The following is a 23,357-nucleotide window of genomic DNA, read 5'->3' as shown; positions in this document are numbered from 1 at the left end:
ATGTTGCGCCGCAGCCGGGGTTGCGGCCTCCCGTGCCGGCTGCGGCTAGAGGCGCAGCCCGGGCACCGGTTCCGGCGGGCCGGGCTCGGCGGCCTGCTGGCGCAGCCGGCGCAGCTCCTCCATCACCTTCGCCCGATCCTCGGGGAACAGGTCCAGCATCGGGTCCTCGGCACCGTCCAGGATCGCCTGGGCGCGGCGCCGCAGCGCCTCATGGCTCGGTCCGGGGGCGTTGGCGCGCATCGGGCTCCTCCACTGGGCAGGGCGGCCGAGGCCGGCCGCACCCAGCCTATACCGCCTGACCCCGTGCCGGGTTCCCGGCCCGCCTGCCGCGGCGCGTCAGGGCACGTGGCGCAGCCAGGCCTCGGACGAGAATTTCTCCGCCGCCAGGGTCTCGGCCGCGGCCCATTCCCCGGGCGTGATCTGGCCGGCGGTGCCGCCATGCAGCGCGACGAAGGTCTCGCGCATGCGGCGGATGATCTCCTCGCGCGGCAGGCCGGTCTGGCTGCGCAGCGGGTCGACGCGCTTCACCGCGCTGGTGGTGCCCTTGTCGCTGAGCTTCTCGCGGCCGATGCGCAGCACCTGCACCATCTTCTCCGCGTCCATGTCATAGGCCATGGTCACATGGTGCAGCACGGTGCCGGCCGAATAGCGCTTCTGCGCCGCGCCGCCGATCTTGCCCTTGCTGCTGGAGATGTCGTTCAGCGGCTTGTAGACGGCGTCGATGCCGAGCGAGATCAGCGCCTGCAGCACCCAGGAATCGAGGAAGGCGTAGGAATCGGCGAAGGTCAGGTCGCGCACCAGCGCGCCCGGCGCGTAGAGCGAATAGGTGACACTGTTGCCCGGCTCGGCCAGCATGGCGCCGCCGCCGGTGACGCGGCGCACCGTCTCGATGCCGAATTGCGCGGCGGCGGCCAGGTCCACCTCGTTGCGCAGCGACTGGAAGGCGCCGATGATGATGGCCGGGCGCTGCCATTCCCAGAAGCGCAGCGTGGGCGCGCGGCGGCCGGAAGCCACCTCGCGCGCCAGCACCTCGTCCAGCGCCAGATGCAGGGCGGGGGCGAGCGGCGGCGTCTCGATGATCTGCCAGTCATGGTCGCGCCAGGAATTGCTCATGCCGAGCGCGCGGCGCACCGCCATGGCCACCGCCTCGGCGCTGAAGCCGATCAGCGCCGCATCGGGGCGCAGCTTCGCGCGGATGGCGGCGGCGATGGCCTCGGAACTGGCATCTGCCGGCAGCCCCTCGATGGCGGCGCGGATGTCGTCCAGCGCCTCGGCCGGCTCCAGGAAGAAATCGCCGGCGATCTGCGCCTGGCGGATGATGCCGCCCTCGACCTCGACATCGACGGTGACGAGCTTGCCGCCCTGAACCTTGTATTCGCCATGCATCGGCGCGGACCTGTCTCTGGGCGCCCCCCCGGCGGCGGCGCGCCCCCCAGGATAGCCGGCGGGGCGCTGGCCTGGCCAGGGCAGCGCCCCGCTCGCGCCGCGGGTCAGGGGGTGCGGCGGTAGAGGATCATGCCGCCATGATGCAGCACGCCGTCGATGAAGCGGCCATCGGCGGTGAAGCCGGTGTCGTCCCAGTAGAAGATCTCGTCGCCGCGCACCTCGTAGCGGCCGCGATAGGCGGCCTCGCGCTGGCCGCGCGCCTCGACATAGCGGTTGTCGGGCAGCAGCTCGTGCCGCACGCGATTGTCCTGCGTCACCCACATGCCGACATAGGGGTGCGGCGCGGCGGGTTGGGCCGTTCCAGGCTGGGCGGCGACGGGTTCGGCCAGGCCGGCGGCCATTGCCGTCAGGCCGACCAGCAGGGGGCGGCGGAGCTTGGTCTGGGCCATGATTCGGACCTTTCGGGCTGGCGGGGCCGGGCCGGCCCCGCGATTGCGGATGCCTGCCCATCTGGCCCCTTCGCCGCCGCGGCGGCAGCCCGCCAGGCCTGGACGCACTGGTTAGCAGCGCTAACCAGCCGGCCCGGACGCGCCTTCAGCGCACCGCCAGCGCCATGCCGTCGCGCTGCGGGTCGGCGCCGCCCTGCGGCACGCCATCGCGCAGCAGGATGCCGTGCAGCGCCGCGAAGGCGTAGCTCTGCCAGGAGCGCTTGACGTCATAGCCCTCGGCCTGCAGCGCGTCGGTGACGGAACGCTGCACGCGGTTCGAGACATCGATGCTGTCGGAGACGGCGACGATGCGCGGCGCCGCCACGGCCTCGGTCATCGACATGCCGAAATCGATGACGTTCATGATGCCCTGGGCCACCGCGGGCGCGATGTAGCTGCCGCCCGGCGCGCCGATCACGATCAGCGGCTTGTCGTCCCTGAAAACGATGGTGGGGGCGGCGGAGCTGGCGCGGCGCTTGCCCGGCGCGATCGAGGCGGCGCGGCCCGGGCGCGGGTCGAAGCGGCTCATCGTGCCGTTGTAGATGAAGCCGAGCCCCTCGGTGATGGCGCCCGACGGGCTGCCCAGCGTGTGCGTCATCGCGACCGCATTGCCCTCCCCATCCACCACGGAGAGATGCGTCGTCTCCCGCTGCGAGCGGTCGAGGCGCCTGACCACCGCGCGCTCGCCGCGGCGGATCGCCTCGGCCTGCTCGGCGGCATACTCCTTCGACAGCAGGCGTTCGACCGGCACCTCGACATAATCCGGGTCGCCCATATGGCGGTCCTTGTCGAGCGTCATGCGCTTCATGGCTTCCGCCAGCAGCCGCACATGCTCCACCCCATTGTGCTCCAGCGCGCCGAGGTCGAAATGCTCCAGCATCTGCAGGATCTGCAGCATGGACAGGCCGCTGGCCGGCGGCGGGCTGGTGGCGATGCGGTGGCCGCGATACTCGCCCCAGATGGGCGCGGCGACGGAGAGGCGATAGGCCGCCAGATCCTCGGCGCGCAGCAGCCCGCCCTGGGCGATGAAATCGGCCTCGATCTCCTCGGCCAGCTCGCCCTGGTAGAACAGCTCCGGCCCGCCCTTCGCCAGACGCTCCAGCGTGCGGGTCAGGTCGGGGTTGTGGAGGATGTCGCCGGGACGCTTCGGGCTGCCATCCTCACGGAAAAAAACGCGCCGGCCGGTCGCGGTCAGGCGCAGCTTGTCGGCGGTGTTGACCTGGCCGCTGGCGGCCTGATCCTGCGTCCAGAACCAGTGCATATGCGGCCGCACCATGACGCCGCGTCGCGCCTCGGCGATGGCCGGCGCCATCGCCTCCTCCCAGCCGATGGTGCCGTAGCGCGACAGCGCCTCGGCATAGCCGCGCACATTGCCGGGCGTGCAGACGGCCAGATGCCCCTGCTCGCTGATGCCGCCCTCCAGCAGGAAGGCGAAGCCGTCGCGCGACTGGCCGCGCAGCCGGTCCAGCCACATATCGGGCGTCGCCGCCAGCGGGGCGCGGGCGTAGAATTCCAGGATCTCGTGCCGGTTGCGCTTCGGCATATAGACCTGCATGGAGCCGAAGCCGCCAATGCCGCACATCAGCGGGTCGACCACGCCCTGCACGAAGGCGGCGGCGATGGCGGCGTCCACCGCATTGCCGCCGCGCTTCAGCACCGCGGCGCCGGCCTCCGCCGCCTCGGGCTGCGGCGCGACGATCATGCCCTTCATGCCGCCTGGCCCCGGCGCCGGGCCAGCACATCGGCCAGAAAGTCCTTCACCCGGTCGAGCACCTTGATGCGGTCATGCGACACGCCCGGCACCAGGTCGAGCTGCACCGACACCCCCGCCTGGCGGAAGGATTCTGCGAGTGTCGCCAGCCGCTCAGGCCTGGTGCGGCCGGCATCATTGGCGCCTTCCATCCAGTAGGTGCCGCCGGGCTTGTGGGTGATCTCCCAGGTCTCGAGATCGGCATCGCCCACCACCATCTGCACCGGCACCTGCGCCAATGCAGCAGCATTGAAGTCGATGCCGAAGCGCGCGCCGATGTCGCGGATGCCGACCCACCAGTCGCGCGCCGGGTCGAGCAGCGTCACCGAGCCCGGCGCGCCGATGCTGGCCGCCCAGAGTTTCTGCGGGTGCAGGATGGCGAAGCGATGCGTGAAATGCCCGCCGCCGGAGAAGCCGAACATGGCGAAGCGCGACCAGTCCTGGCCGTATTTTTCCGCCACTTCCTCGACCATCTGCAGCAGCAGCAGATCGTAGCGGATCTCGCCCTCCTGCATGTATTTGTAGCCGCTGCGCGCGCCATCGCCGCGCACGCCGACCGGGAAGATCGGGCAGAGGATGGCGACATCGTTCCAGCGCCCGAACTCCGAGAAGCCGTCGCGGAAATCGAGGAAGGAGGTGCGGCCGGTGCCATGCACCGCCACCAGCAGATCCACCTTCGCCCCCTTGCCCACCTGCGGCGGCACATAGAGGCAGTACTGGAAGCGCGGATCCGCCTTGCAGGAGAAGATGACGGTGGGGCCGAGATCATAGATGGCGCGGGCGCGCGCGGTGGCTTCGGCGGTGGCCGGGGCGTCGGTCATGCGGCTGGTCCTGGTGCGGCGTCGGCCCGGGCTCAGCCCTGGCCCACGCCCATGGCAAGGGTGTACTGGTCGGCGCGCGTCGCATAGGTCAGGCCCTGGCGCGCCGCCCAGACCGAGACCTCATGGTGCAGCGGCAGGATGGCCTGGTCGCGGAAGCCGATCTCGCAGGCCTCGGCCAGCAGCGCGTTGCGGGCGCTGTCGTCCATGGTGCGCAGCGCCTGCTGCAGGCGGCGGTCCAGCTCCGGATTGCTGTAGCGGCCGGTGTTGCTGGCGCCCATGCCGGCGGCGCGGTCATAGGTCGCGAGGATCGCCTTCAGCGGGTTCGAGGTCTCGCCGGTGTTCACCCCCCAGGAGACCAGGGAGAGGCTGAAATCCGCGCGGGAGCTGCGGCCGGAATAGACCGACCAGGGCATGACATCGGCCTGGGCCTCGATGCCGATGCGGGTGAACATCTGCGCGATGCCCTGCACGATCTTGGCGTCGTTGACGTAGCGGTCATTCGGCCCGTGCACCACCATGCGGAACCCGTCCGGATAGCCGGCCTCGGCCAGCAGGGCGCGGGCGCGGTTGGGATCATAGGCGGGCACCTCCAGCGCATCCGAGGTGCCGGCGCCACCCTTCGGCAGGAACTGGGAGGCGGCGACGGCATCGCCCTCCATCACCCGCTCGACCAGCGCCTGGCGGCTGATCGCCAGGTTCAGCGCCTGCCGCACCCGGATGTCCTTCAGCGGGTTGCGCTCCAGCGGGCGGCCGGCTCGGTCGGTGATGAAGGGGGTGACGTCGCGCGCCTGGTCCAGCGCCAGATAGACGACGCGGCCGGAGATGCCGCGGATCAGCTGGAAGCGCGGATTGGCCTTGACCCGCGCGCTGCTCTGCGACGGCACCGCCTCGATGATGTCGAGATCGCCCGAGAGCAGCGAGGCCAGCCGCCCGCCATCATCGGTGGCCGGCACCAGGATCACCTCCTCCCAGGGCAGGGCGCCGCCCCACCAATGCGGGTTGCGCGCGAGGCGGATGCGGTTGCCGGGGATGTATTCGCGCAAGATGAAGGGGCCGGTGCCGATGGCGGCGCTGCCATCGTTGAACTGCGCCGTCGTGGCTTCCGCCTGCTTCGCGCTGATGATGCGGATGCGGCTCAGCGAATTCGGCAGCAGCGGGTCGGGGCCATCGGTCTCCAGCACCAGCGTGTGCGGATCGGGGGCCGACATCGCCTTGATGCTGCGCGTGTAGGTGCGGAAGGAGGCGGTGCTGGGCAGGTCGTTGGCCCGCTTCAGCGAGACCATCGCGTCCTCGGCGGTGAAGGGGCTGCCATCGCTGAAGCGCACGCCCTGGCGCAGCGTCAGGATCCAGCGCGTATCGCCCTCGGTGCGCCAGCTCTCGGCCAGGCCGGGCTGCGAGCGCGAGGCCGGGTCATTGGTCACCAGCGCGTCGAAGATGTGGCTGGCCACCGCGTTGTTCGGCGCGTTGCTCTGGAAATGCGGGTCCAGCGTGGTGTTGGGCGCGGCCATGCCGACCCGCAGCCGCCCGCCCTGGCCGCCCCCCGCCTGCGCCAGCGCCTCGGACAGCCAGGCCGGGCCGGCGAGCAGCGGCAGGGCCAGCGCGGCGCGGCCGAGGCCGCGGCGGGTGAGAGCGGGACGGGACATCGGGCGGACACTCCTCTTGCGGGGAAGACGGGGCGCGTCGCGCCGCCCGCCGCGCATCGGCGCGCCCCGGAAGCGGCATCAAAACTGGTACCAATTTTGGTGTCAATCGCCCGTGAGCATCGACCCGGCTCAGCCCGGCGGCGCGGCGCCCCGGCGCGGGCGGCGCGGCGCGGCCGCGGCGGGCAGCGGCGTGGGGGGCGTGCCGGCGCGGATATGGCCGCGCACCAGGGCGCAGAAGGCCGGGCGGTCCGCCGCCTCCAGCGCCGCGACCATGGCGTGGTGCTGGCGCGCCGATTCCGCCACCCAGCCCGGCCGCGCCCATTTGCGTCAGCGGCGCCGAGGGCATGCGCAGCCGCGTCTCCATCACCAGCCGGGCCAGTTCGCGATTCGGGCACAGCTCCAGCAGCGCGGCGTGGAAGGCCAGGTTGGCCTCGTTCTGGTCCAGGATGGTGCGCTGCGCGGCCGCCTCGGCGAAGGCATCGGCCAGGGCGCGCAGCCGGGCCAGCGGCGCGGGCGGCACCGGCAGCGGCACCAGCTCCGCCGCCGCGCCCTCCAGCACCATGCGCACCTGGCGCAACTCCTCCAGCCGCGCCGGGTCCATCAGCTGCACCCGGTGGCCCTGGTTCGGCAGGTGCTCGACCAGGCGCTGCGCCACCAGCCGGTCCAGCGCCCGGCGCACATCGCCGCGGCTCTGGCCGTAGCGCTCCTGCAGCATGATCTGCTTCAGCCAGGTGCCGGGCGGCAGCAGCCCGGCATGGATATCCTCGGCGATCGCCGTCTCCAGCGCCCGCACCGGATCCTCCGGCGCCGCCTCCCCGGCGGGCGACGGGGCCGCGGCGGGCATGGCGGCGGGGGCTGCGGCGAGGCGGGGCGTGTCGTGTCTGCGCATGGGCTCCTCCGGCCCGGCGGACGCCCCGGACAGGAGGGCGGGGCGGCGGGCCGCTGCCGGCTCTCTACACGCAGGGCGCCGCCGTCTCCATCTGCCGTGTCCTTCCCCGACGCGGCGGCTCAGCCCTCCGGCCGCGCATCCATCGCCAGGGTCAGGCTGTCGATGCGCGGCGCATAGGCGATGCCGCGGCGCGAGGCCCAGAGGCTCGCCTGGTGGAACAGCGGCAGCATGGCGACATCCTCGGCCAGCGCCAGCCGCGTCGCCTGCCGCCACAGCGCCTGGCGGGCGGCGCTGTCGGCGCTGGCCAGCGCGGTGTCGACCAGCGCGTCCAGCCGCGCATTGGCATAGCCCGTGCCGTTCAGCGCGCCACGGCCGCGCGCCGCGTCGCGGCCGCAGAGCAGCGCGGTGAAGACGCTGTTCGGCTCGCCGGGCCCGGTCAGCCAGCCGAACAGCGCCGCGCCATAGCGCCCGGCGGCGAAGCGCGGCAGGAAGGCGGCGGCGGGCAGCGCCTCGACCTCGGCCTGGATGCCGAGCTGGCGCCACATCTGCGCCACGGCCTGCAGGATCTGCTCGTCATTGGTGAAGCGGTCGGTGGTGCCGAGCAGCGGCAGGGTGAAGCCCTCCGCATAGCCGGCCTCGCGCAGCAGGCGGCGGGCGGCGTCGCGGTCGGGCGGGGGCGGGCGCAGCGCCGGCTCGGCGGCGGCGCGGTCGGGCGGCATGATCTGCGCCGTCGGCACCGCCGCCCCATCCATCACCTGGCGTGCCAGCGCGGCGCGGTCCAATGCCAGGGACAGCGCCTGGCGCACCCGCCGGTCGGCCAGCGGGTTGGGCCGGCCGGGCGCCAGCTCGGGCCGCTGGCCCAGCATCAGATACATCACCCGCGTGCCCTCCTGCCGCGCCAGGCGCAGCGAGGCCTGGCGGGAGAGCGCCGCGGCGTCGCGCGGCGGGACATTGTCGATCAGGTCCAGCTCGCCCGAGAGCAGCGCCGCCAGCCGCGCGCTGTCCACCGGCATGGCGTGCAGCGCCACCTCCGCCCAGGCCGGCAGGCCGCGCGAGGCGGCCTGCCACCAGCCGGGGTGGCGCTGCAGCCAGGCGCCCTCCCCCTGGCGGTATTCGCGCAGCCGGTAGGGGCCGCTGCCGGGCAGCGCCGCGCCGGCGGGGGTGGCGGGGGTGTCCGCCGGCACCACCAGGATGGTGGTCAGCCCGTTCGGCAGCAGCGGCGCCGGGCCGTCGGTGTGCAGCAGCAGCAGCTCGGCCGAGACCGCCTCGGCCCGGCGCAGCCCGGCCAGGAAGGGGGTGTAGCGGGCCGGGCTGTGCGGGATGGTCATCGCCCGCTCCAGGCTGGCGGCGGCGTCGCGCGCGGTGACCGGCCGGCCATCGGCGAAGCGGGCGGCGGGGTCCATGCGCAGCGCCCAGCCGCCGCCGGGCAGCGGCGCCCAGCTGCGCGCCAGGGCGGGCAGCAGCCGGCCATCGGCGCTCCATTGCAGCAGCGCCTCGAACAGGTGGCGGTGCAGCGCGAAATTGGCGGAATCGGCGTGGAAATGCGGGTCGAGCGTGGTCGGGCTGGCGGCGAGGCCGAGGCGCAGCCGGGCGGGCGCGGCGCGCGCCGGCCGGGCGGCGGCCAGCGCCAGCCCGCCCAGGGCGCCGCTGGCCAGGGCACCGCTCGCCAGGGCGCGGCGGGTCAACAGGGTGGTCATGCGGCGCAAACTGCGTCGGCGCCGCCGCCCTGCCAAGCCCGCCCGGGGGCGCGGCGGCGGCGCGGCGGGGGTCAGGCCACGGCGCTAGGCGCCATAGCCGCCATCGATCGCCAGCACCGTGCCGGTGACGAAGGAGGCGGCGGGGCTGGCCAGGAACAGGATGCCCGCCGCCACCTCCTCCGGCTCGCCGAAGCGCCCCAGCGCGGTGCCGCTGCGCTGCGGCGCGGCGAAGGGGCCATCGGCCGGGTTGCGCTCGGTGTTGATCGGGCCCGCCTGCACCACATTGACCGTGATGCCGAGCGGCCCGAGATCGCGCGCCGCCCCCTTGCTGAAGCCGACCACCGCGGCGCGGGAGGCGGCATAGTCGGCCAGCCCCGGCGCGCCGACATGGGCGGCCACCGCGCAGCCCAGGGTGATGATGCGCCCGCCGCGCCGCATCAGCGGCGCCGCGGCGCGGATGGCGGCGGTCACGCCACCCAGATTGACCGCCGCCATCGCCGCCAGGGCCGGCCCGTCGCTGTCCGGGTCGTCCACCGCGCCGCTGGCGAAATGCGCCGCGTTGTTGACCAGGATGTCGAGCCCGCCGAAGCGCTCGCGCACGCCGCGCACCAGCCGGTGCACCTGGTCGGCCGAGGCCTGGTCGGCGCGGAAGGCGGCGGCGCGGCCGCCGGCGGCCTCGATGGCGCCGACCACCCCGGCGGCGGCCACGTCATCGGCGCGGTAGCTGATGGCCACCGCCGCGCCGGCGCGCGCCAGCGCCAGGGCGGTGGCCCGGCCGATGCCGCGCGAACCGCCGGTGACCAGCGCCACCTTGCCCATCAAGCTGACCGACACGCCGCATTCCTCGCCATGTTGCCCCTCTGCCGGCGCAGCGGGGGGGCACCAGCCTGCGGCCGGGCGGGGGCGGCGTCTTGGCCGTTCCTGCCGCGATCGGCGGCGGCGGGCGCGGCCTCAGCCGGGCTGCAGCAGCGCCAGCGCCGCGCGCCGGTCCGGCGTGTCCTCGCCGGGCGGCAGCCGCGCCAGCAGCGCCGCCAGCGCGTCGCGCGCCGCCGGGCGACGCCGCGCCAGGCTGGTCGCGGCGCGCAGCGACCAGGCCCGCGCGCCCTGCGCCCCGGCCAGCGCCAGCGCCGCCTCATAGGCCGCCAGGATCTCGGCCTCCGGCGCGCCCAGCGCGGCCAGGCCGTCGCCGCGCAGCCGCAGATATTCCGGCTCGTACCAGGCCTCGCCGCAGCCGCGCGCATCGGCCAGCGCGGCGTCGATGATGGCCAGCGCCTCCGCCGGCCGGCCGAGCCGCAGCGCGGCGCGGGCCAGCCCGTCATGGAAGACCGGGATGCGGCGGCTGAAGGCGGTGTCGGGCATGGCGGCCAGGCTGCGCCGCAGCAGGGCCAGCCCCTCCTCGGCCCGTGCCGCCTCACCGGTCATCTCCAGACCCCAATAGGCCTCGCCCCACAGCACCCAGCCGGGCACCTGGCGCAGCTCGGCCAGAATGGTGGCGCGGGCCGTGGCGGCGCGCGCCGTGTCGCCGGCCAGATAGGCGAGCGGCGCCGCGGACAGCGCCAGGGCGAAGAAATGGCTGAAGGGATGGCCGAGCGCCCGCGCCTCCTCCACCGTCTCATCGGCCAGGGCCAGCGCCGCGGCGCTCTCCCCCTGCAGCCAGAGGATGCGCGCCAGGGTGCTCTTCGACAGGATGCGCTGGTCGTAGAAATTCAGCTTGGTCTGGTGCGGCTGCAGCGCCCGCTGCGGGTAGCGCTCCAGCATCGCCTCGGTCAGCCGGCGCGCCTCCGCCTGCTCGCCCAGCATGTGCAGGATGTAGCCGACCAGCCGGTCGCCCACCGGCCCGTCATCGCGCTGCCCCTCGCGCCAGGCGATGTCGCGGAAGCGGCGGGCATGCGCCAGCGCCTCGCGGTAGTCGCGCCGCATGGCGCTCAGCGCCAGCCCGTTCAGCGCGCGCAGCTGGTGCTCGACATCGCCCAGCCGCTCGGCGAAGACCAGGGTGTTGACCCAGGCCGCCTCCAGCGTGCCGGAGAGGAAGACGGTGATGGTGCCGAGCGCGGCGTAGAGCCGCATGCCCAGGCGCGGATCCTGCTCCACCTCGCCGCGGAAGGCGGCGATGGCGGTGTCCAGCCGGTCGCGCGCCTCCTCCACCATGCCGAGCGCCGACCAGAGCGGCACCCCGGCCAGGGTCAGCGCGATGCCGGTCTCCACCTGGCAGCCGCGCCCCAGCGCCCAGTCGATGGCGGTGCGCAGATTGTCGATGTCGGGGGCGAGCCGTGCCCGCGCCTCGGCCACCGGCAGGCTGGCCCAGAGCAGCTCCGCCGCCTCGAACAGCGCGGCGTAGTGGCGGGCATGGCGCAGCGCCACGGCCTCGGCCTCGCCCGCCTCCTCGAGCTTCTGCAGCAGGTAGAGCCGGGTGGTGTCGAGGCAGCGATAGGCGGTGCCGCCGGGGCGCGCCTGCAGGGCGAGGAAGGATTTGTCGACCAGCAGGCCGAGCCGGTCGACCAGCGCGGCGGCCTCGGCCGGATCGGCCGCCTCGGCCCCGCCGCCCACCGCCAGCGCCGCCTCCAGCGAGAAGCAGCCCTGGAACACCGCCAGGCGGCGCAGCAGGCGCTGTTCCTCCGGGCTCAGCAGCTCATGGCTCCAATCCAGCGTGGCGCGCAGCGTCTGGTGGCGCGGCAGGGCGGTGCGGCGGCCCTGCATCAGCAGGCGGAAGCGGTCATCCAGCCGCGCCGCCAGCGCCGCCAGGCCGAGCTGCGCGGCGCGCGTCGCCGCCAGCTCGATGGCCAGCGGGATGCCGTCCAGCTGGCGGCAGATGCCGGCGATCAGCGCCAGCCCGGCCGCGTCCGGGGGCGCCGCGCCGGCCGCCTGCAGCCGCTCGACGAACAGGGCCACGGCGGGGAAGCCCAGCGCCGCCTCCGGCCCCAGCGCCGCATCGGCCGGCGGCGCCGCCATCGAGGGCAGGCGGTAGCTCCATTCGCCCTCGGCGCGCAGCGGCTCGCGGCTGGTGGCCAGCAGGTGCAGCGCCGGCGCCGCCTGCAGCAGCTGCTCGGCCAGGGCGGCGGCGGCGCCGATCACCGGCTCGCAGCTGTCGAGGATGACCAGCCGGCGCGCGCCGGCCAGCGCCGCGCCCAGCGAGGCCGGGCGGGCGGTGCCGGGCCGCGCCTCGGCCTCCGCCTGCAGCGCGGCCAGCAGCCGGCCGGCGGCCAGCGTCCCATCGGCCAGGGTGCCAAGATCGACGAACAGCGGCGGCTGCGCATAATCCGGCGCCAGCTGCCGGGCCAGGCTCAGCGCCAGCGTCGTCTTGCCGATGCCGCCGGCGCCGATCAGGCTGACGAAGCGCCGCTCGCGCAGCCGGGCGATGACCAGCGCCGCATCCGCCTCGCGCCCCAGCACCGGCTGCAGCCGCAGCGGCAGGGTGCCGAGCGGCGCCATGTCGGGCTGCGCCAGCTCGGGCGGCGCCGGCGCGAATGGCGCCGGCGCGGTCGGCACCGGCCCGGCCGGGCCGGGCGGCGCGGCGTCGGGCGGGGGGGCCACGAAGCTGTAGCCGCGGCCGGGAATGGTCAGCACATGGCCGGTCTCCGCCTCGGCCTCGCCCTCCCCCAGGGCGCGGCGCAGCGCGGCCATCTGGGCGCGGAGATTGGAATCCTCGACATGCCGGCCCGGCCAGATGGCGGGCAGCAGCGCGTCGCGGTCCAGCACCTCGCCGGGGCGGCGGGCGAGCGCGATCAGCAGGTCCAGGGCGCGCTGGCCGATGCGCACCGGCGTGTCGCCGCGCAGCAATTGCCGCCGCCCCGGGCGCAGCGTGAAGGCGCCGAACCGGATCTCCTCGCTATCCACCGCCCCTCCGGCTGGCCTGCCCCCGTGACAGGGCCGCTCCGGCCCTGCCCGCCCCGTATAGGGCGCCGGCCGCATCCCTGGCAAATGCCCCGTCGGGGCATAAATTCTACCGCAGAAACAATGCGTAAGCGGAAGATGCTGCAGCGTCGCCGCAGGCCGGAAGGCCGCGTGCCGCCGCCGCGCCGCGCGCTTGTGAACGCGCCCGGCTTGACCGCCCGGCCGCGCCGCCCGCAGGGGGGAGCCACCACCGCCCAAGAGGTCCCCCGTGCGGGAACGCCACAACCAGGCCGTGCTGGCCGTGCTGCTCGGCCTGGCCGCCACGCTGCTGCCGGGGGCGCTGTCCTCCATCCTGCTGCCGCTGGAGCTGCAGCGCCTGGGGCTGCCGGCCGCCGCCACGCCCGCCTTCGCCACGGGGTTCCAGCTCGGCATCCTGCTGGCGGCGCTGCCGCTGGCGGCGCTGGCCGAGCGGATCGGCGCGCGGCGCTGCTTCCTGGCGGCGCTGGCGGCCAGCGGGCTGCTGGCGCTGCCGATGGTGCTGCCGCTGGCGCTCTGGCCGCTGCTCGGGCTGCGCCTGGCCCAGGGCGTCGCCTTCGCCGCCCTCACCGCCAGCGGGCTCGCCCTGCTGCGGCAGCTCCTCGCCGAGGCGCGGCTGGGCCTGGCGCTCGGCCTCGCCAGCCTGGCGGGCGCCGCGGCGCTGCTGCTGCTGCCCTGGCTGTCCGGGCTGCTGCTCTACCGGGTGGGCCCCGGCGCCATGCTGCTGCCCGGCCTGATCCTGGTGCTGGCGGCCTGGCTGCTGGCCTGGCTCAGCCTGCCCGAGGCGCTGCCGCCGGAGGCTGCGGCGCCGCGCCCGCCCTATGACGGCGCGGGGGCGCTGCTGGGGCTGCTCTGCACCGGGCTGCTGATCGCGGCGCTGCAGCTCAGCCTGGCGCGGCCGCTGGCGGCGCTGCTGCTGCTGGTGCTGGGCCTCATGGCGCTGGCGCTGTGGCTGTGGCAGCAGCTCGGCCGCCAGCGGCGCGGCCTGGTGCCGCTGCTGCCGCTCGACCTGCTGGCGCGGCCCGGCCCGGGCTGGGCGCTGGCGGCGCTGCTGTCCGGCGCGCTGGGCCTGGCGGTGATGGAGGTGGCGCTGATCAGCCGGCTGCTCGCCCTCAGCGAGATGCGGCCCGCCGGCCTTGGCGGGCTGGTGGCGCTGGCGGTGCTGGCCGGGGGCGCGGCCGCGCTGCTGGGCGGCTGGCGCGCCCGGCGGCTGCCGCGCGGCGTGCTGCCGCTGGCCGGCGCGCTGCTGCTGACCCTGGCCATCCTGGCCCTGGCCGCGCTGCCGCCCGGCACGCCCGGGGCGCTGCTGGTGCTGGTCATGCTGGGCTTCGGCGCCGGGCGCGGCCTGTTCGAGACGGGCAATCTGCTGGCGCTGCTGGAGGCCGTGCCGCCGGCGCGCAGCGCGGCGGCGATCGGGCTGGCGCTGCTGGCCCGCGGCCTGGCGACGCTGCTGCTGCCCTTCTTCATCGGCCTGCTGCCGCGCCTGGTCCTGTCGCCGCCGCTGGCCGAGGCGGCGCTGCACCAATCCTGGCTGCTGCTGGCGGCGCTGGCGACGGCGCTGGCCGGGCTGCTCAGCCTGCCGGCCCGCCGCGCCCCGCCGCCGCCGGGCTGAGGATTCCGCCGCCCCGGCCAGGCGCTTCGCGAACCTCCTGCCGCTTTTGTCGTTCTGCTCCTGGGTGCCCGGATCCGCCGGGCCCGGGCGAGGCAGGAGGAACGGGATGAGCGAGATCGCAGGCCGGGCCATGCCCGGGCATGGAATGGCGCCGCCGGGCACGCGCGCGCGGCCCTGGCGGCCGGGGCCGCTGGCCAGCCCGCTGCTGGCCTTCCTGGTGCTGAGCCTGCTGATCATCGCCGGCTCCGCCCTGGCGCAAGGCAGCGGCGCCACGCCGGCGCAGCCGCCCGGCCCCGGCAGCGCGCCGCCGGAGCGGGTGGCGCCGGCCGAGCCCTCCCCCACCCTTCCGGATGGCGGGGCGCGGCCGCTGCCGGCGCCGCGCGACGGGGTGATCCCGGTGCCGCCGGGCGGCGACCGTGACATGCGGGTGACGCCCCCGGCGCCGGACCCCGGCACCACGCCGGTGATCCCGCCGCGCGACGGCAGCGCCGCGCCGCGCGACCCGGCCACCCCGGCGCCGCGCTGAGGCCTAGTCGGGTGCCGCCCCCGCCAGTTCACGGGTGCGGGCGCCGATCTTGTCGAGCAGCCGGCCCAGCGCCTGCTGCTCGGCCGCGCTGAGCGCCGTGGCCAGCGCCGCCTGCAGCGCTCGCGCCAGCGGCACGATCTCCGCATAGACGGCGCGGCCGCGGCGGCTCAGGCGCAGCACGCGGGCGCGCTGGTCGCCCGGCACGGCGCGGCGCTCCACCAGGCCCTTATCCTCCAGCCGGATCGCCGCGCGGCTGACTCGCACCCGGTCCATCGCGGTGCGCTCGATCACCGCCTGGGTGGTGGCCTCGCCCTGCTGGCCCAGCACCGCCACCACCCGCCATTCCGGGATGGAGAGCCCGAAACGCTGCTGGTAGCGGCTGGCGAACAGGCTGCTCACCGCCTCCGCCGCGACGGAGAGGCGGTAGGGCAGGAATTGTTCCAGTTGCAGCGCCTCGGATGCGGCATCGGGGGCAGGGGTGACGCTTCGGCTTTTCATCTCATCTGAGACGATATAGGAATCCCCGAGGCCGGAACAGGCCGCAACAGGGAGGAGCAGCCGATGCCCGATGGAGTGACGCAGGAGGCCGGCCAGAATACCGGTCCGGCCGGCGGCCGGCGCGGCCCGGCGGCCTCGCCCGGCTACATGTCCGGCTTCGGCAATGGCTTCGAGACGGAGGCGCTGCCCGGCGCCCTGCCGATCGGCCGCAACTCGCCGCAGCGCTGCGCCTATGGGCTTTATGCCGAGCAGCTCTCCGGCTCGCCCTTCACCGCGCCGCGCGCCAGCAATGAGCGCAGCTGGCTCTACCGCATCCGCCCCACCGTCGCGCATTGGGGACGGTTCGAGCGGATCGACCCCGGCCTGTGGCGCAGCGCCCCCTGCACGGAGACGGAACTGCCACCGGCGCCGATGCGCTGGGATCCGATCCCGCTGCCGCCGGAAGACATCTCGCTGCTGGAAGGCATCCGCACCATCACCACGGCGGGCGATGCGGGGGCGCAGGCCGGCATGGCGGCGCATGTCTATCTCGCCACACGCTCGATGCGGGACGAGTATTTCTATAACGCCGATGCCGAGATGCTGTTCGTGCCGCAGCAGGGCGCGCTGCGGCTCTGGACCGAATTCGGCATCATCGACATCGCGCCGGGCGAGATCGCCGTCATTCCGCGCGGGGTGAAGCTGCGCGCCGAGCTGCCGGGCGAGGCGCCGGCGCGGGGTTATCTCTGCGAGAATTATGGCGGCGCCTTCACCCTGCCCGAGCGCGGGCCGATCGGCGCCAATTGCCTGGCCAATCCGCGCGACTTCCTGACCCCCGTCGCCGCCTATGAGGATCGCGAGGCGCCCTCCACCCTGACGGTGAAATGGGGCGGCACGCTGTGGCGCGCGGCGATCGACCGCTCGCCGCTCGACGTCGTCGCCTGGCACGGCAATTACGCGCCCTACAAATACGATCTGCGCCGCTACTCGCCGGTCGGTCCGGTGCTGTTCGACCATGCCGACCCGTCGATCTTCACCGTGCTCACCGCGCCCTCCGAGACGCCGGGCACCGCCAATGTGGATTTCGTCATCTTCCCGGAGCGCTGGATGGTGGCCGAGAACACCTTCCGCCCGCCCTGGTACCACATGAATGTCATGAGCGAGTTCATGGGGCTGATCGAGGGCGTCTATGACGCCAAGACCGGCGGCGGCTTCACCCCTGGCGGCTTCTCGCTGCACAACGCGATGCTGCCGCCACGGGCCCGACCGCGACGCCTTCGAGGCGGCCAGCCGCGCGACGCTCGCGCCGCACAAGCTCTCCGGCACCCTGGCCTTCATGTTCGAGACGCGGCTGCCGCAGCGCGTCACCCGCTATGCCGCCGAGGCGCCGCAATTCCAGGCCGATTACGCGCTGTATGGCCAGAGGCTGGAACGGCATTTCGACCCGGCGCGGCGCGACCCGGCATGAGCGCCGCGCTGGATGCGACGCATGACCCGGCGCTGCGCAGCTGGGTCGAGGGCGCCGATGGCCATGCCGATTTCCCGATCCAGAACCTGCCATTCGGGGTGGCGCAGCCGGGCGACGCGCCGGCGCAGGGTGTCGTCGCCATCGGCGATCAGCTGCTGCTGCTGGGTGATGCGCTCGATGCGCGGCTGTTCGAGGGCGCGGCGCGCGACGCCGCGACCCTCGCCGCGCGCGCCACGCTGAATGATTTCATGGCGGCCGGCGCCGCGCCGCGCCGGGCGCTGCGAACCGCGCTCTCCGCCCTGCTGGCGCGCGGCAGCGCGGCGGAGGCGCGCGCCCGCCTTTGCCTGCGCCCGGCCGCCGAATGCAGGATGAGGCTGCCGGCGCGCATCGGCGACTACACGGATTTCTATGTCGGGCTGCACCATGCCGAGAATGTCGGCCGGCTGTTCCGCCCGGAGAATCCGCTGCTGCCGAACTACAAGCATGTGCCGATCGGCTATCACGGCCGCGCCTCCTCGGTGCGGGTGGGAGAGGCCGATCCGCGACGGCCGCGCGGCCAGATCAAGGCCCCGTCCGACGCCGCGCCGCGCTTCGCCCCCAGCGAGCGGCTGGATTTCGAGCTGGAGCTCGGCCTGTGGATCGGCCCCGGCAATGCGCCGGGCGAGCCCATCCCCGTGGCGCAGGCCGCCGACCACATCGCCGGCTACTGCCTGCTGAACGACTGGTCGGCGCGCGACATCCAGGCCTGGGAATACCAGCCCCTCGGCCCCTTCCTGGGCAAGAGCTTCGCCACGACGATCTCCCCCTGGGTGGTGACGCCGGAGGCGATGGCGCCCTTCCGCGCATCCCAGCCGCCGCGCCCCGAGGGCGACCCCGCCCCCCTGCCCCATCTGTGGGACGCGGCCGACCAGCGGGGCGGCGCGCTGGCGCTCGGCCTCAGCGTCACGCTGCAGAGCGCCGCGATGCGCGAGGCCGGGCTGCCGCCGATGCTGCTGGCGCGCTCCGACGCCCGGCACATGTACTGGACCGTGGCGCAGCTGGTCGCGCATCACAGCAGCAATGGCTGCGACCTGCATCCGGGCGACCTGTTCGGCAGCGGCACAATCTCCACCCCGGGGCCGGAGGGGCTGGGCAGCCTGCTGGAGATGACACGCGGCGGCGCCGCGCCGATCACCCTGCCCAGCGGCGAGACGCGCCGCTTCCTGGAGGATGGCGACGCGGTGGTGCTGGCGGCGCGGGCGGAGCGGGAAGGCTTCGTGCCGATCGGCTTCGGCCCCTGCCGCGGGGTGGTGCGCCCGGCCTGAGGCGGGGGAGAAGGCCGGTCCGGGGCCGGCCGCGGGAGGCTGGTCCGCGCCAGACGCTATTGCGGATCATTCTCAACAATGCCATGGAGCCTCCCCTGTCCGTGCCGAGGCCATGCCATGATGTCGACCTTCCCGCTGCGCTCCCTCCTGCTGGCCTCCGCCGCGCTCTCCCTCGTCAGCCTCCCCGCCGCCGCGCAGAACGGCCCCGCGGCCGGGGCCGAGGAGGGCGTGGTGCTGCCCAATCTCGACGTGCAGGCCACCGCCTGGCGCGCCTGGGAGCACACGCCGGGCTATGTCGCGCCGGTCACCACCACCGGCTCCAAGACCGACACGCCGCTGATCGAGGCGCCGCAATCCGTCGGTGTCGTCACCCGCGACCAGATCGACGACCAGGCGCCGCTCAGCGTCTCCCAGGCGCTGCGCTACACCGCCGGCGTGCTGCCGGAGGTGCGGCCCTCCGCCCGCTATGACAGCGTCTTTGTGCGCGGCTTCGGCGGCCAGGGCACCAGCGCGGCCTTCGTCAACTTCCTCGACGGGCTGCGCCAGGGCCGCGGCCTGTATTTCGGCGTGCCGGCCACCGATCCCTGGCTGCTGGAGCGGATCGAGGTGCTGCGCGGCCCGGCCTCCGTCCTCTATGGCCAGACCGGCGTCGGCGGGCTGGTGAACCTGGTCAGCCGCCGCCCCAGCGCCGACCACATCAACGAGGTGCGGCTGGAGGCCGGCAGCAACGCGCTGATGCAGACCGCCTTCGACCTCGGCGGCAAGCTGACCGAGGATGGCCGCTACACCTACCGCCTGACCGGCATCGCGCGGACCGCCAACACCCAGTACGACCATGCCGAGGAGGAGCGCATCGCCATCGCGCCCGCCATCACCTGGCGGCCGGATGACAGCACCACCCTCACCGTGCTGGCCTCCTACCAGAACGATCCGCAGGGCGGCTTCTACAATTTCGTCCCCGCCACGGGCTCGGCGCTCTCCAACCCGAATGGCCGGCTGCCGCGCGGCTTCTTCGGCGGCGACCCGGCCTTCGACAAATACACGCGCGAGCAGGCGGCGATCGGCTACCAGCTCGAGCACCGGCTCGACGATGTGTGGACGCTGCGGCAGAATTTCCGCTACAGCCACATCGATGCCGAGGTGAATGTCATCTCGATCCGCTCGGTCGGCGCCGATGGGCGCACCGCGACGCGCGGCGCCACCTTCGTCTCCGACCACGCCAATGCCTTCGCGCTGGACAACCAGGCGCAGGCCAGCTTCACCACCGGCCCGCTGCGCCACACCGCGCTGTTCGGCCTCGACTGGCAGCGCACCTCGGCGCGCGCCCGCCAGGGGCTCGGCAGCGCGCCCTCGCTCGACCTCTTCGCGCCGGTCTACTACCAGGCGATCCCGCAGATCTGGACCGGCCCCGCGGGGCTGACCAACCAGAATCTCGACCAGCTCGGCGTCTATGCGCAGGACCAGATCGCGCTCGGCAGGTGGCGCTTCAATGTCGGGCTGCGCTATGACCGCGCCAGCATCGGCAGCACCACGCATCAGGCGAGCGGCGCGGATCTCGCCACCAGCTCGCAATTCGACGACCGGGTGACCTGGCGCGTCGGCGCGCTCTACCTGTTCGACAACGGGCTGGCGCCCTATGCCAGCTACTCCACCTCCTTCCTGCCCAACACCGGCACCCAGGCGCCGCAGCGCGGCGGCGGCACCTTCGAGCCGACCACCGGCGAGCAGTATGAGGTCGGCGTGAAGTTCCAGCCGCCGGGCATGAACAGCTTCGTGCAGCTGGCCGCCTACCACATCACCCAGCAGAATGTGCTGACGCGCGACCCGACCTACCTCACCTACAATGTGCCGCAGGGCGAGATCCGCTCGCGCGGCATCGAGCTGGAAGGGCGCGCCAGCCTGACCAGCAATCTCGACCTGATCGGCGCCTATTCCTACATCGATGCCGAGATCACCAAGTCGAACAATCCGGGCGTCGCCGGCAGCCGCGTGCCGCAGGTGCCCAACCACATCGCCAGCGGCTGGGCCAATTACAGCTTCCATGAAGGCCCGCTGCGCGGCCTGTCGCTCGGCGGCGGCGCGCGCTATCTGAGCTCGACCTACGGCAACGACACCAACACCTTCAAGGTCGATGCGGTGACGCTGTTCGACGCCGCGCTGCGCTACGATCTCGGCGCCCGCTTCGAGCGCGCCCAGGGCGTCGAGCTGGCGGTGAACGCCTCCAACATCGCCGACAAGGATTACGTGGCCAGCTGCTCCGCCTCCACCGCCTGCTACTACGGCACGGGGCGGATGATCCTCGGCTCGGTGCGGGCGCGCTGGTGACGGGCCCGGCGCCGCTTCCGCTTCCCCCGGTCAGCCTGCCGCGCAGCGGCTGGTGGGAGATGCGGGCGGCGGGCGAGCCGGCCGCCACCCACCGCATCCTGGCCGCCTGGCCGGAGGCGCCGCCGCCCGCCGCCGGCTATCCGGTGCTGCTGCTGCTGGATGGCCAGGCGGGCTTCGCGACGGCGGCGGAGGCCGCCGCCTCCCTGGCCCACCGGCCGCGCGACGCGGCGGCCGGGCTGGTGATCGGGCTCGGCCATGGCGGGGCGGCGCCGCTCGATCCCGCCGCGCGGCTGCGCGACTACACCCCCGCCATCCCGGGCGGGCCGGAGGGCAGCGGCGGCGCCGCGGCCTTCCTGCACTTCCTGGAGCACGCCCTGCTGCCGGAGCTGGCGCGGCGCTGGCCGGTCGATCCGGCCCGCCTTGCCCTGTTCGGCCATTCGCTGGGTGGGCTGTTTGCCGTGCACGCCCTGCTGCGCCGCCCGGGCCTCTTCGCCCGCCTGATCGCCGCCAGCCCCTCCCTCTGGTGGGGCGAGGGCGCGCTCCTGGCAGAGGCCGAGGCCTTCGCCGCCGCGCCGCCGCCCACCGCGGCCGGCACGGCGCTGCTGGTCACCACCGGCGGGCTGGAGGCGGCGCCGGACGCCGCTTCGGCCTCCACCGATCCCCGCGCCGCGCTGCGCGCCGGGCGCGACATGGCCGGCCGCGCCCGCGCCCTGGTCGCCACGCTGCGCGCCGGCGGTCTCACCGCCGGCCATGTCGAATTCGCCGGCGAGGATCACGGCTCGGTCCGCAGCGCGGCCATCGCCCGGGCGCTGCGCTTCGCCTTCGCCCCCTCCCCCCTTCTGCCGGAGCCTGCCCGATGAACCGCCGCAGCCTGCTGCGCGGCCTGGCGCCGCTGCCCCTGGTCCCGCTCGCCGCACCCCGCCTGGCCCGCGCCCAGGCGCCGATCGCGCTGACCGACCTCGCCGGGCGCCAGCTCGTCCTGCCGCGCCCGGCGCGCCGCCTGGTGCTGGTGCAGGGCCGCCACGTGCTGGCGCTGGCGCTGCTGCATCCCGACCCGGTCTCGCTGGTGGTGGGCTGGGGCGACGATCTGCGGCGGATGAACCCGCCCGACTATGCCGCGCTGCGCGCCCGCTTCCCCGCCGCCGATGCGGTGCCGGTGGTGGCCCGCGCCCAGGGCGAGGGCCTGTCGCTGGAAGGCATCATCGCCGCCGCGCCGGACCTCGTGGTGTTCAGCCCCGGCGCGCTGCGCCGCCTCGGCCCGACCCTGCCGGACCGGCTGCAATCGCTCGGCATTCCCGGCATGGCGATCGATTTCTTCGACGACCCGATGCGCAACACCCGGCCCAGCATCGCGCTGCTCGGCCGCGCGCTGGGGCTGGAGGAGCGGGCCCGCGCCTTCGACGCCTTCTATGCCGAGGGGCGGCAGGCCGTGGCGGAGCGCCTGGCGGGCCTCGCCGAGCGCCCGACGATCCTGGTGCACGCCCATGCCGGCGGCACGCCCTGCTGCTCCTCCCCCGGCCAGGGCGCCTTCGATTCGATGATCCGCTTCGCCGGCGGCCACAATATCGGCGCCGACCTGCTGCCCGGCAGCACCGGGGAGCTGGCGCTGGAATATGTGCTGGGGCGGGAGCCGCAGGTCTATCTGGCCACCGGCGGCCCCTATGCCGGGCGCGGCGGCATTCCCTTCGGCCCCGGCGTGACGCCGCAGGCGGCGCGGGACGCGCTGGCCGAGGTGGTACGGCGGGAGAAGCTGGACCGGCTGGCGGCGGTGCGGCAGGGCCGCGCCCACGCCATCTGGCACGGCTTCAACGACACGCCGGCGCATCTGCTGATGCTGCAGGCCCTGGCCCGCTGGCTGCATCCGGAACGCTGCGCCGATCTCGACCCCGCCGCCACGCTGGCGGCGCTGAACGAACGCTTCCTGTCGGTGAAGCTGGAGGGAAGCCTCTGGGTCGACCTGCCGGCCGCCACCACGCCCTGAGCCGCGCGAGGAGAGCCCGCATGACCCGAATGACCGCCGAGGCCCGCGCCCGCGCCGCCACGCCCGGCGCGCTGCTGGCCCGGTTCTGCGACCATATGGCGGGCCATGGGCTGGCCATTGGCGGCACGCCGGAGGCACGGCACATCGCCTTCCCCGGCGGCGCGGCGACGCTGCGCCCTGGAGCCGGACGGCCTGGCCCTGCGCATCGAGGCGGAGGATGCCGACCGGCTGGCGGATGCCAAGGCGACGGTCGCCGGCCATCTCGACGCCTTCGCCCCCGGCGAGGCGCTGGGCATCGTCTGGCGGGGCGATGGCGCGGCGGCGGCGGATGGCCGGCCGCACAATTTCCGCGCGCTGCGGCTGCGCGCGGCGCGCGACATCACCCCGCGCATGCGGCGCCTGACCTTCGCCGGCCCTGACCTCGGCCGCTTCGAGGCCGAGATGCTGCATGTGAAGCTGCTGATCCCCGAGGACGGCGCCGGCGGCGGCGCGCAGGACGAGCCGCGCTGGCCGGTGCTCAGCCCCAGCGGCCAGGCGGTGTTCGAGGGCTGCGCCCTGACCCGCCGCACCTACACCATCCGGCGCATCGACGCGGCATCCGGGGAGCTCGACATCGACTTCGTGCGGCATGGCGATGCCAGCCCCGGCTCGCGCTTCGCCGCGCGGGCGCGGCCGGGCGACTGGCTCGGCATCACCGGGCCGGGCGGCGGCACCATCCCGCTGCAGGAATGGTCGCTGCTGGCGGGGGATGAGACGGCGCTGCCCGCCATCGCCCGGGTGCTGGAGGCGGCGCCGCCGGCGGCGCAGGGCGTGGCGCTGATCGAGGTGGCGGATGCCGCCGAGCTCCAGCCACTGCGCCACCCGCCCGGCTTCAGCCTGCGCTGGCTGCCGCGCGATGGCGCCGCGCATGGCGCCCCGCTGCTGCAGGCGGTGTGCGCGACGCCCTGGCCGGAGCAGGGCGCCGTCTCCGCCTGGGCGGCCTGCGAGGCGCGCACGGCGCGCGCCCTGCGCGAGCGCTGGGGCGCCGATCCGCGCCTGCCGCGCGGCCAGTTCCGCGCCGCCGCCTATTGGCGCGAGGGCCTGGCCGAGGGCGCGGCACAGCCGGAGCACTGAAGCCGCCGCC

At 74.6% G+C, this 23,357-nt stretch carries 17 protein-coding genes and 1 pseudogene; 7 read left to right on the top strand and 11 right to left on the bottom strand.

Annotated elements, in window-relative coordinates; all coding sequences use genetic code 11:
* Positions 1–45: 45 nt before the first annotated feature.
* From QE401_RS03085 to QE401_RS03040, 10 genes and pseudogenes are all read right to left on the bottom strand, one after another.
* Positions 46–240 carry a hypothetical protein gene (locus tag QE401_RS03085; protein ID WP_307136797.1) on the bottom strand — a complete coding sequence of 65 codons (195 nt, stop codon included), beginning with the start codon at positions 238–240 and terminating at the stop codon, positions 46–48.
* A 96-nt stretch (positions 241–336) separates the two neighbouring features.
* Positions 337–1,386, bottom strand: coding sequence for a lipoate-protein ligase LplAB (locus tag QE401_RS03080; protein WP_307136796.1), 1,050 nt, complete (start codon positions 1,384–1,386; stop codon positions 337–339).
* Between the two features lie 104 nt (positions 1,387–1,490).
* Positions 1,491–1,835, bottom strand: a complete 345-nt coding sequence (locus QE401_RS03075; protein ID WP_307136795.1) for an Atu4866 domain-containing protein — start codon at positions 1,833–1,835, stop codon at positions 1,491–1,493.
* A 145-nt stretch (positions 1,836–1,980) separates the two neighbouring features.
* Positions 1,981–3,585: a gamma-glutamyltransferase gene (ggt, locus tag QE401_RS03070; RefSeq protein WP_307136794.1), complete on the bottom strand. Its 1,605-nt coding sequence runs from the start codon at positions 3,583–3,585 to the stop codon at positions 1,981–1,983.
* Positions 3,582–4,445, bottom strand: a complete 864-nt coding sequence (locus QE401_RS03065) for an alpha/beta hydrolase family protein (RefSeq protein WP_307136793.1) — start codon at positions 4,443–4,445, stop codon at positions 3,582–3,584. Before QE401_RS03065 ends, ggt begins: the two co-directional genes overlap by 4 nt.
* A gap of 32 nt (positions 4,446–4,477) precedes the next feature.
* Positions 4,478–6,088, bottom strand: a complete 1,611-nt coding sequence (locus tag QE401_RS03060) for an ABC transporter substrate-binding protein (protein ID WP_307136792.1) — start codon at positions 6,086–6,088, stop codon at positions 4,478–4,480.
* A gap of 403 nt (positions 6,089–6,491) precedes the next feature.
* Positions 6,492–6,932 (bottom strand): annotated as a pseudogene (locus QE401_RS03055) (GntR family transcriptional regulator); the annotation flags it as partial.
* A 164-nt stretch (positions 6,933–7,096) separates the two neighbouring features.
* Positions 7,097–8,674: an ABC transporter substrate-binding protein gene (locus tag QE401_RS03050; RefSeq protein WP_307136791.1), complete on the bottom strand. Its 1,578-nt coding sequence runs from the start codon at positions 8,672–8,674 to the stop codon at positions 7,097–7,099.
* Between the two features lie 84 nt (positions 8,675–8,758).
* Positions 8,759–9,508 (bottom strand): SDR family NAD(P)-dependent oxidoreductase, encoded by a 750-nt coding sequence (locus QE401_RS03045; protein WP_307136790.1) that lies wholly within the window; start codon positions 9,506–9,508, stop codon positions 8,759–8,761.
* A gap of 117 nt (positions 9,509–9,625) precedes the next feature.
* On the bottom strand, positions 9,626–12,508 hold the full coding sequence (locus QE401_RS03040) for an ATP-binding protein (RefSeq protein ID WP_307136789.1): 2,883 nt from the start codon (positions 12,506–12,508) through the stop codon (positions 9,626–9,628).
* A gap of 265 nt (positions 12,509–12,773) precedes the next feature.
* Here QE401_RS03040 and QE401_RS03035 point away from each other — a divergent pair, with 265 nt between their 5' ends.
* On the top strand, positions 12,774–14,153 hold the full coding sequence (locus QE401_RS03035) for an MFS transporter (RefSeq protein ID WP_307136788.1): 1,380 nt from the start codon (positions 12,774–12,776) through the stop codon (positions 14,151–14,153).
* 106 nt (positions 14,154–14,259) lie between these two features.
* Positions 14,260–14,679, top strand: coding sequence for a hypothetical protein (locus QE401_RS03030; RefSeq protein ID WP_307136787.1), 420 nt, complete (start codon positions 14,260–14,262; stop codon positions 14,677–14,679).
* Positions 14,680–14,682: 3 nt separating this feature from the next.
* Here QE401_RS03030 and QE401_RS03025 read toward each other — a convergent pair whose 3' ends face one another.
* Positions 14,683–15,177: a MarR family winged helix-turn-helix transcriptional regulator gene (locus tag QE401_RS03025; protein WP_307136786.1), complete on the bottom strand. Its 495-nt coding sequence runs from the start codon at positions 15,175–15,177 to the stop codon at positions 14,683–14,685.
* A 63-nt stretch (positions 15,178–15,240) separates the two neighbouring features.
* On the opposite strand from QE401_RS03025, the gene hmgA reads away from it, so the two are divergent.
* The 5 genes from hmgA to QE401_RS02990 all read left to right on the top strand — a co-directional run bounded on the left by hmgA (position 15,241) and on the right by QE401_RS02990 (position 23,347).
* The gene (hmgA, locus tag QE401_RS23065) at positions 15,241–17,928 is read left to right on the top strand and encodes a homogentisate 1,2-dioxygenase (RefSeq protein ID WP_475638067.1); all 2,688 of its coding nucleotides are present in this window, start codon (positions 15,241–15,243) and stop codon (positions 17,926–17,928) included.
* Between the two features lie 117 nt (positions 17,929–18,045).
* Positions 18,046–20,253, top strand: a complete 2,208-nt coding sequence (locus tag QE401_RS03005) for a TonB-dependent siderophore receptor (RefSeq protein ID WP_307136785.1) — start codon at positions 18,046–18,048, stop codon at positions 20,251–20,253.
* A complete protein-coding gene (locus QE401_RS03000; RefSeq protein ID WP_307136784.1) occupies positions 20,250–21,113 on the top strand; it encodes an alpha/beta hydrolase in 864 nt (287 codons plus the stop codon). Before QE401_RS03005 ends, QE401_RS03000 begins: the two co-directional genes overlap by 4 nt.
* Complete coding sequence (locus tag QE401_RS02995; protein ID WP_307136783.1) at positions 21,110–22,234, top strand: ABC transporter substrate-binding protein; 1,125 nt, start codon at positions 21,110–21,112, stop codon at positions 22,232–22,234. Before QE401_RS03000 ends, QE401_RS02995 begins: the two co-directional genes overlap by 4 nt.
* A 105-nt stretch (positions 22,235–22,339) precedes the next feature.
* The gene (locus QE401_RS02990) at positions 22,340–23,347 is read left to right on the top strand and encodes a siderophore-interacting protein (RefSeq protein WP_307136782.1); all 1,008 of its coding nucleotides are present in this window, start codon (positions 22,340–22,342) and stop codon (positions 23,345–23,347) included.
* Positions 23,348–23,357: the final 10 nt, after the last annotated feature.

Origin of the sequence: Pseudoroseomonas cervicalis, assembly GCF_030818485.1 — a bacterium.
Lineage (GTDB): Bacteria > Pseudomonadota > Alphaproteobacteria > Acetobacterales > Acetobacteraceae > Pseudoroseomonas > Pseudoroseomonas cervicalis_A.
The sequence above is the reverse complement of the archived record's forward strand: the minus strand, read 5'-3'. Positions and strand labels throughout refer to the sequence as shown.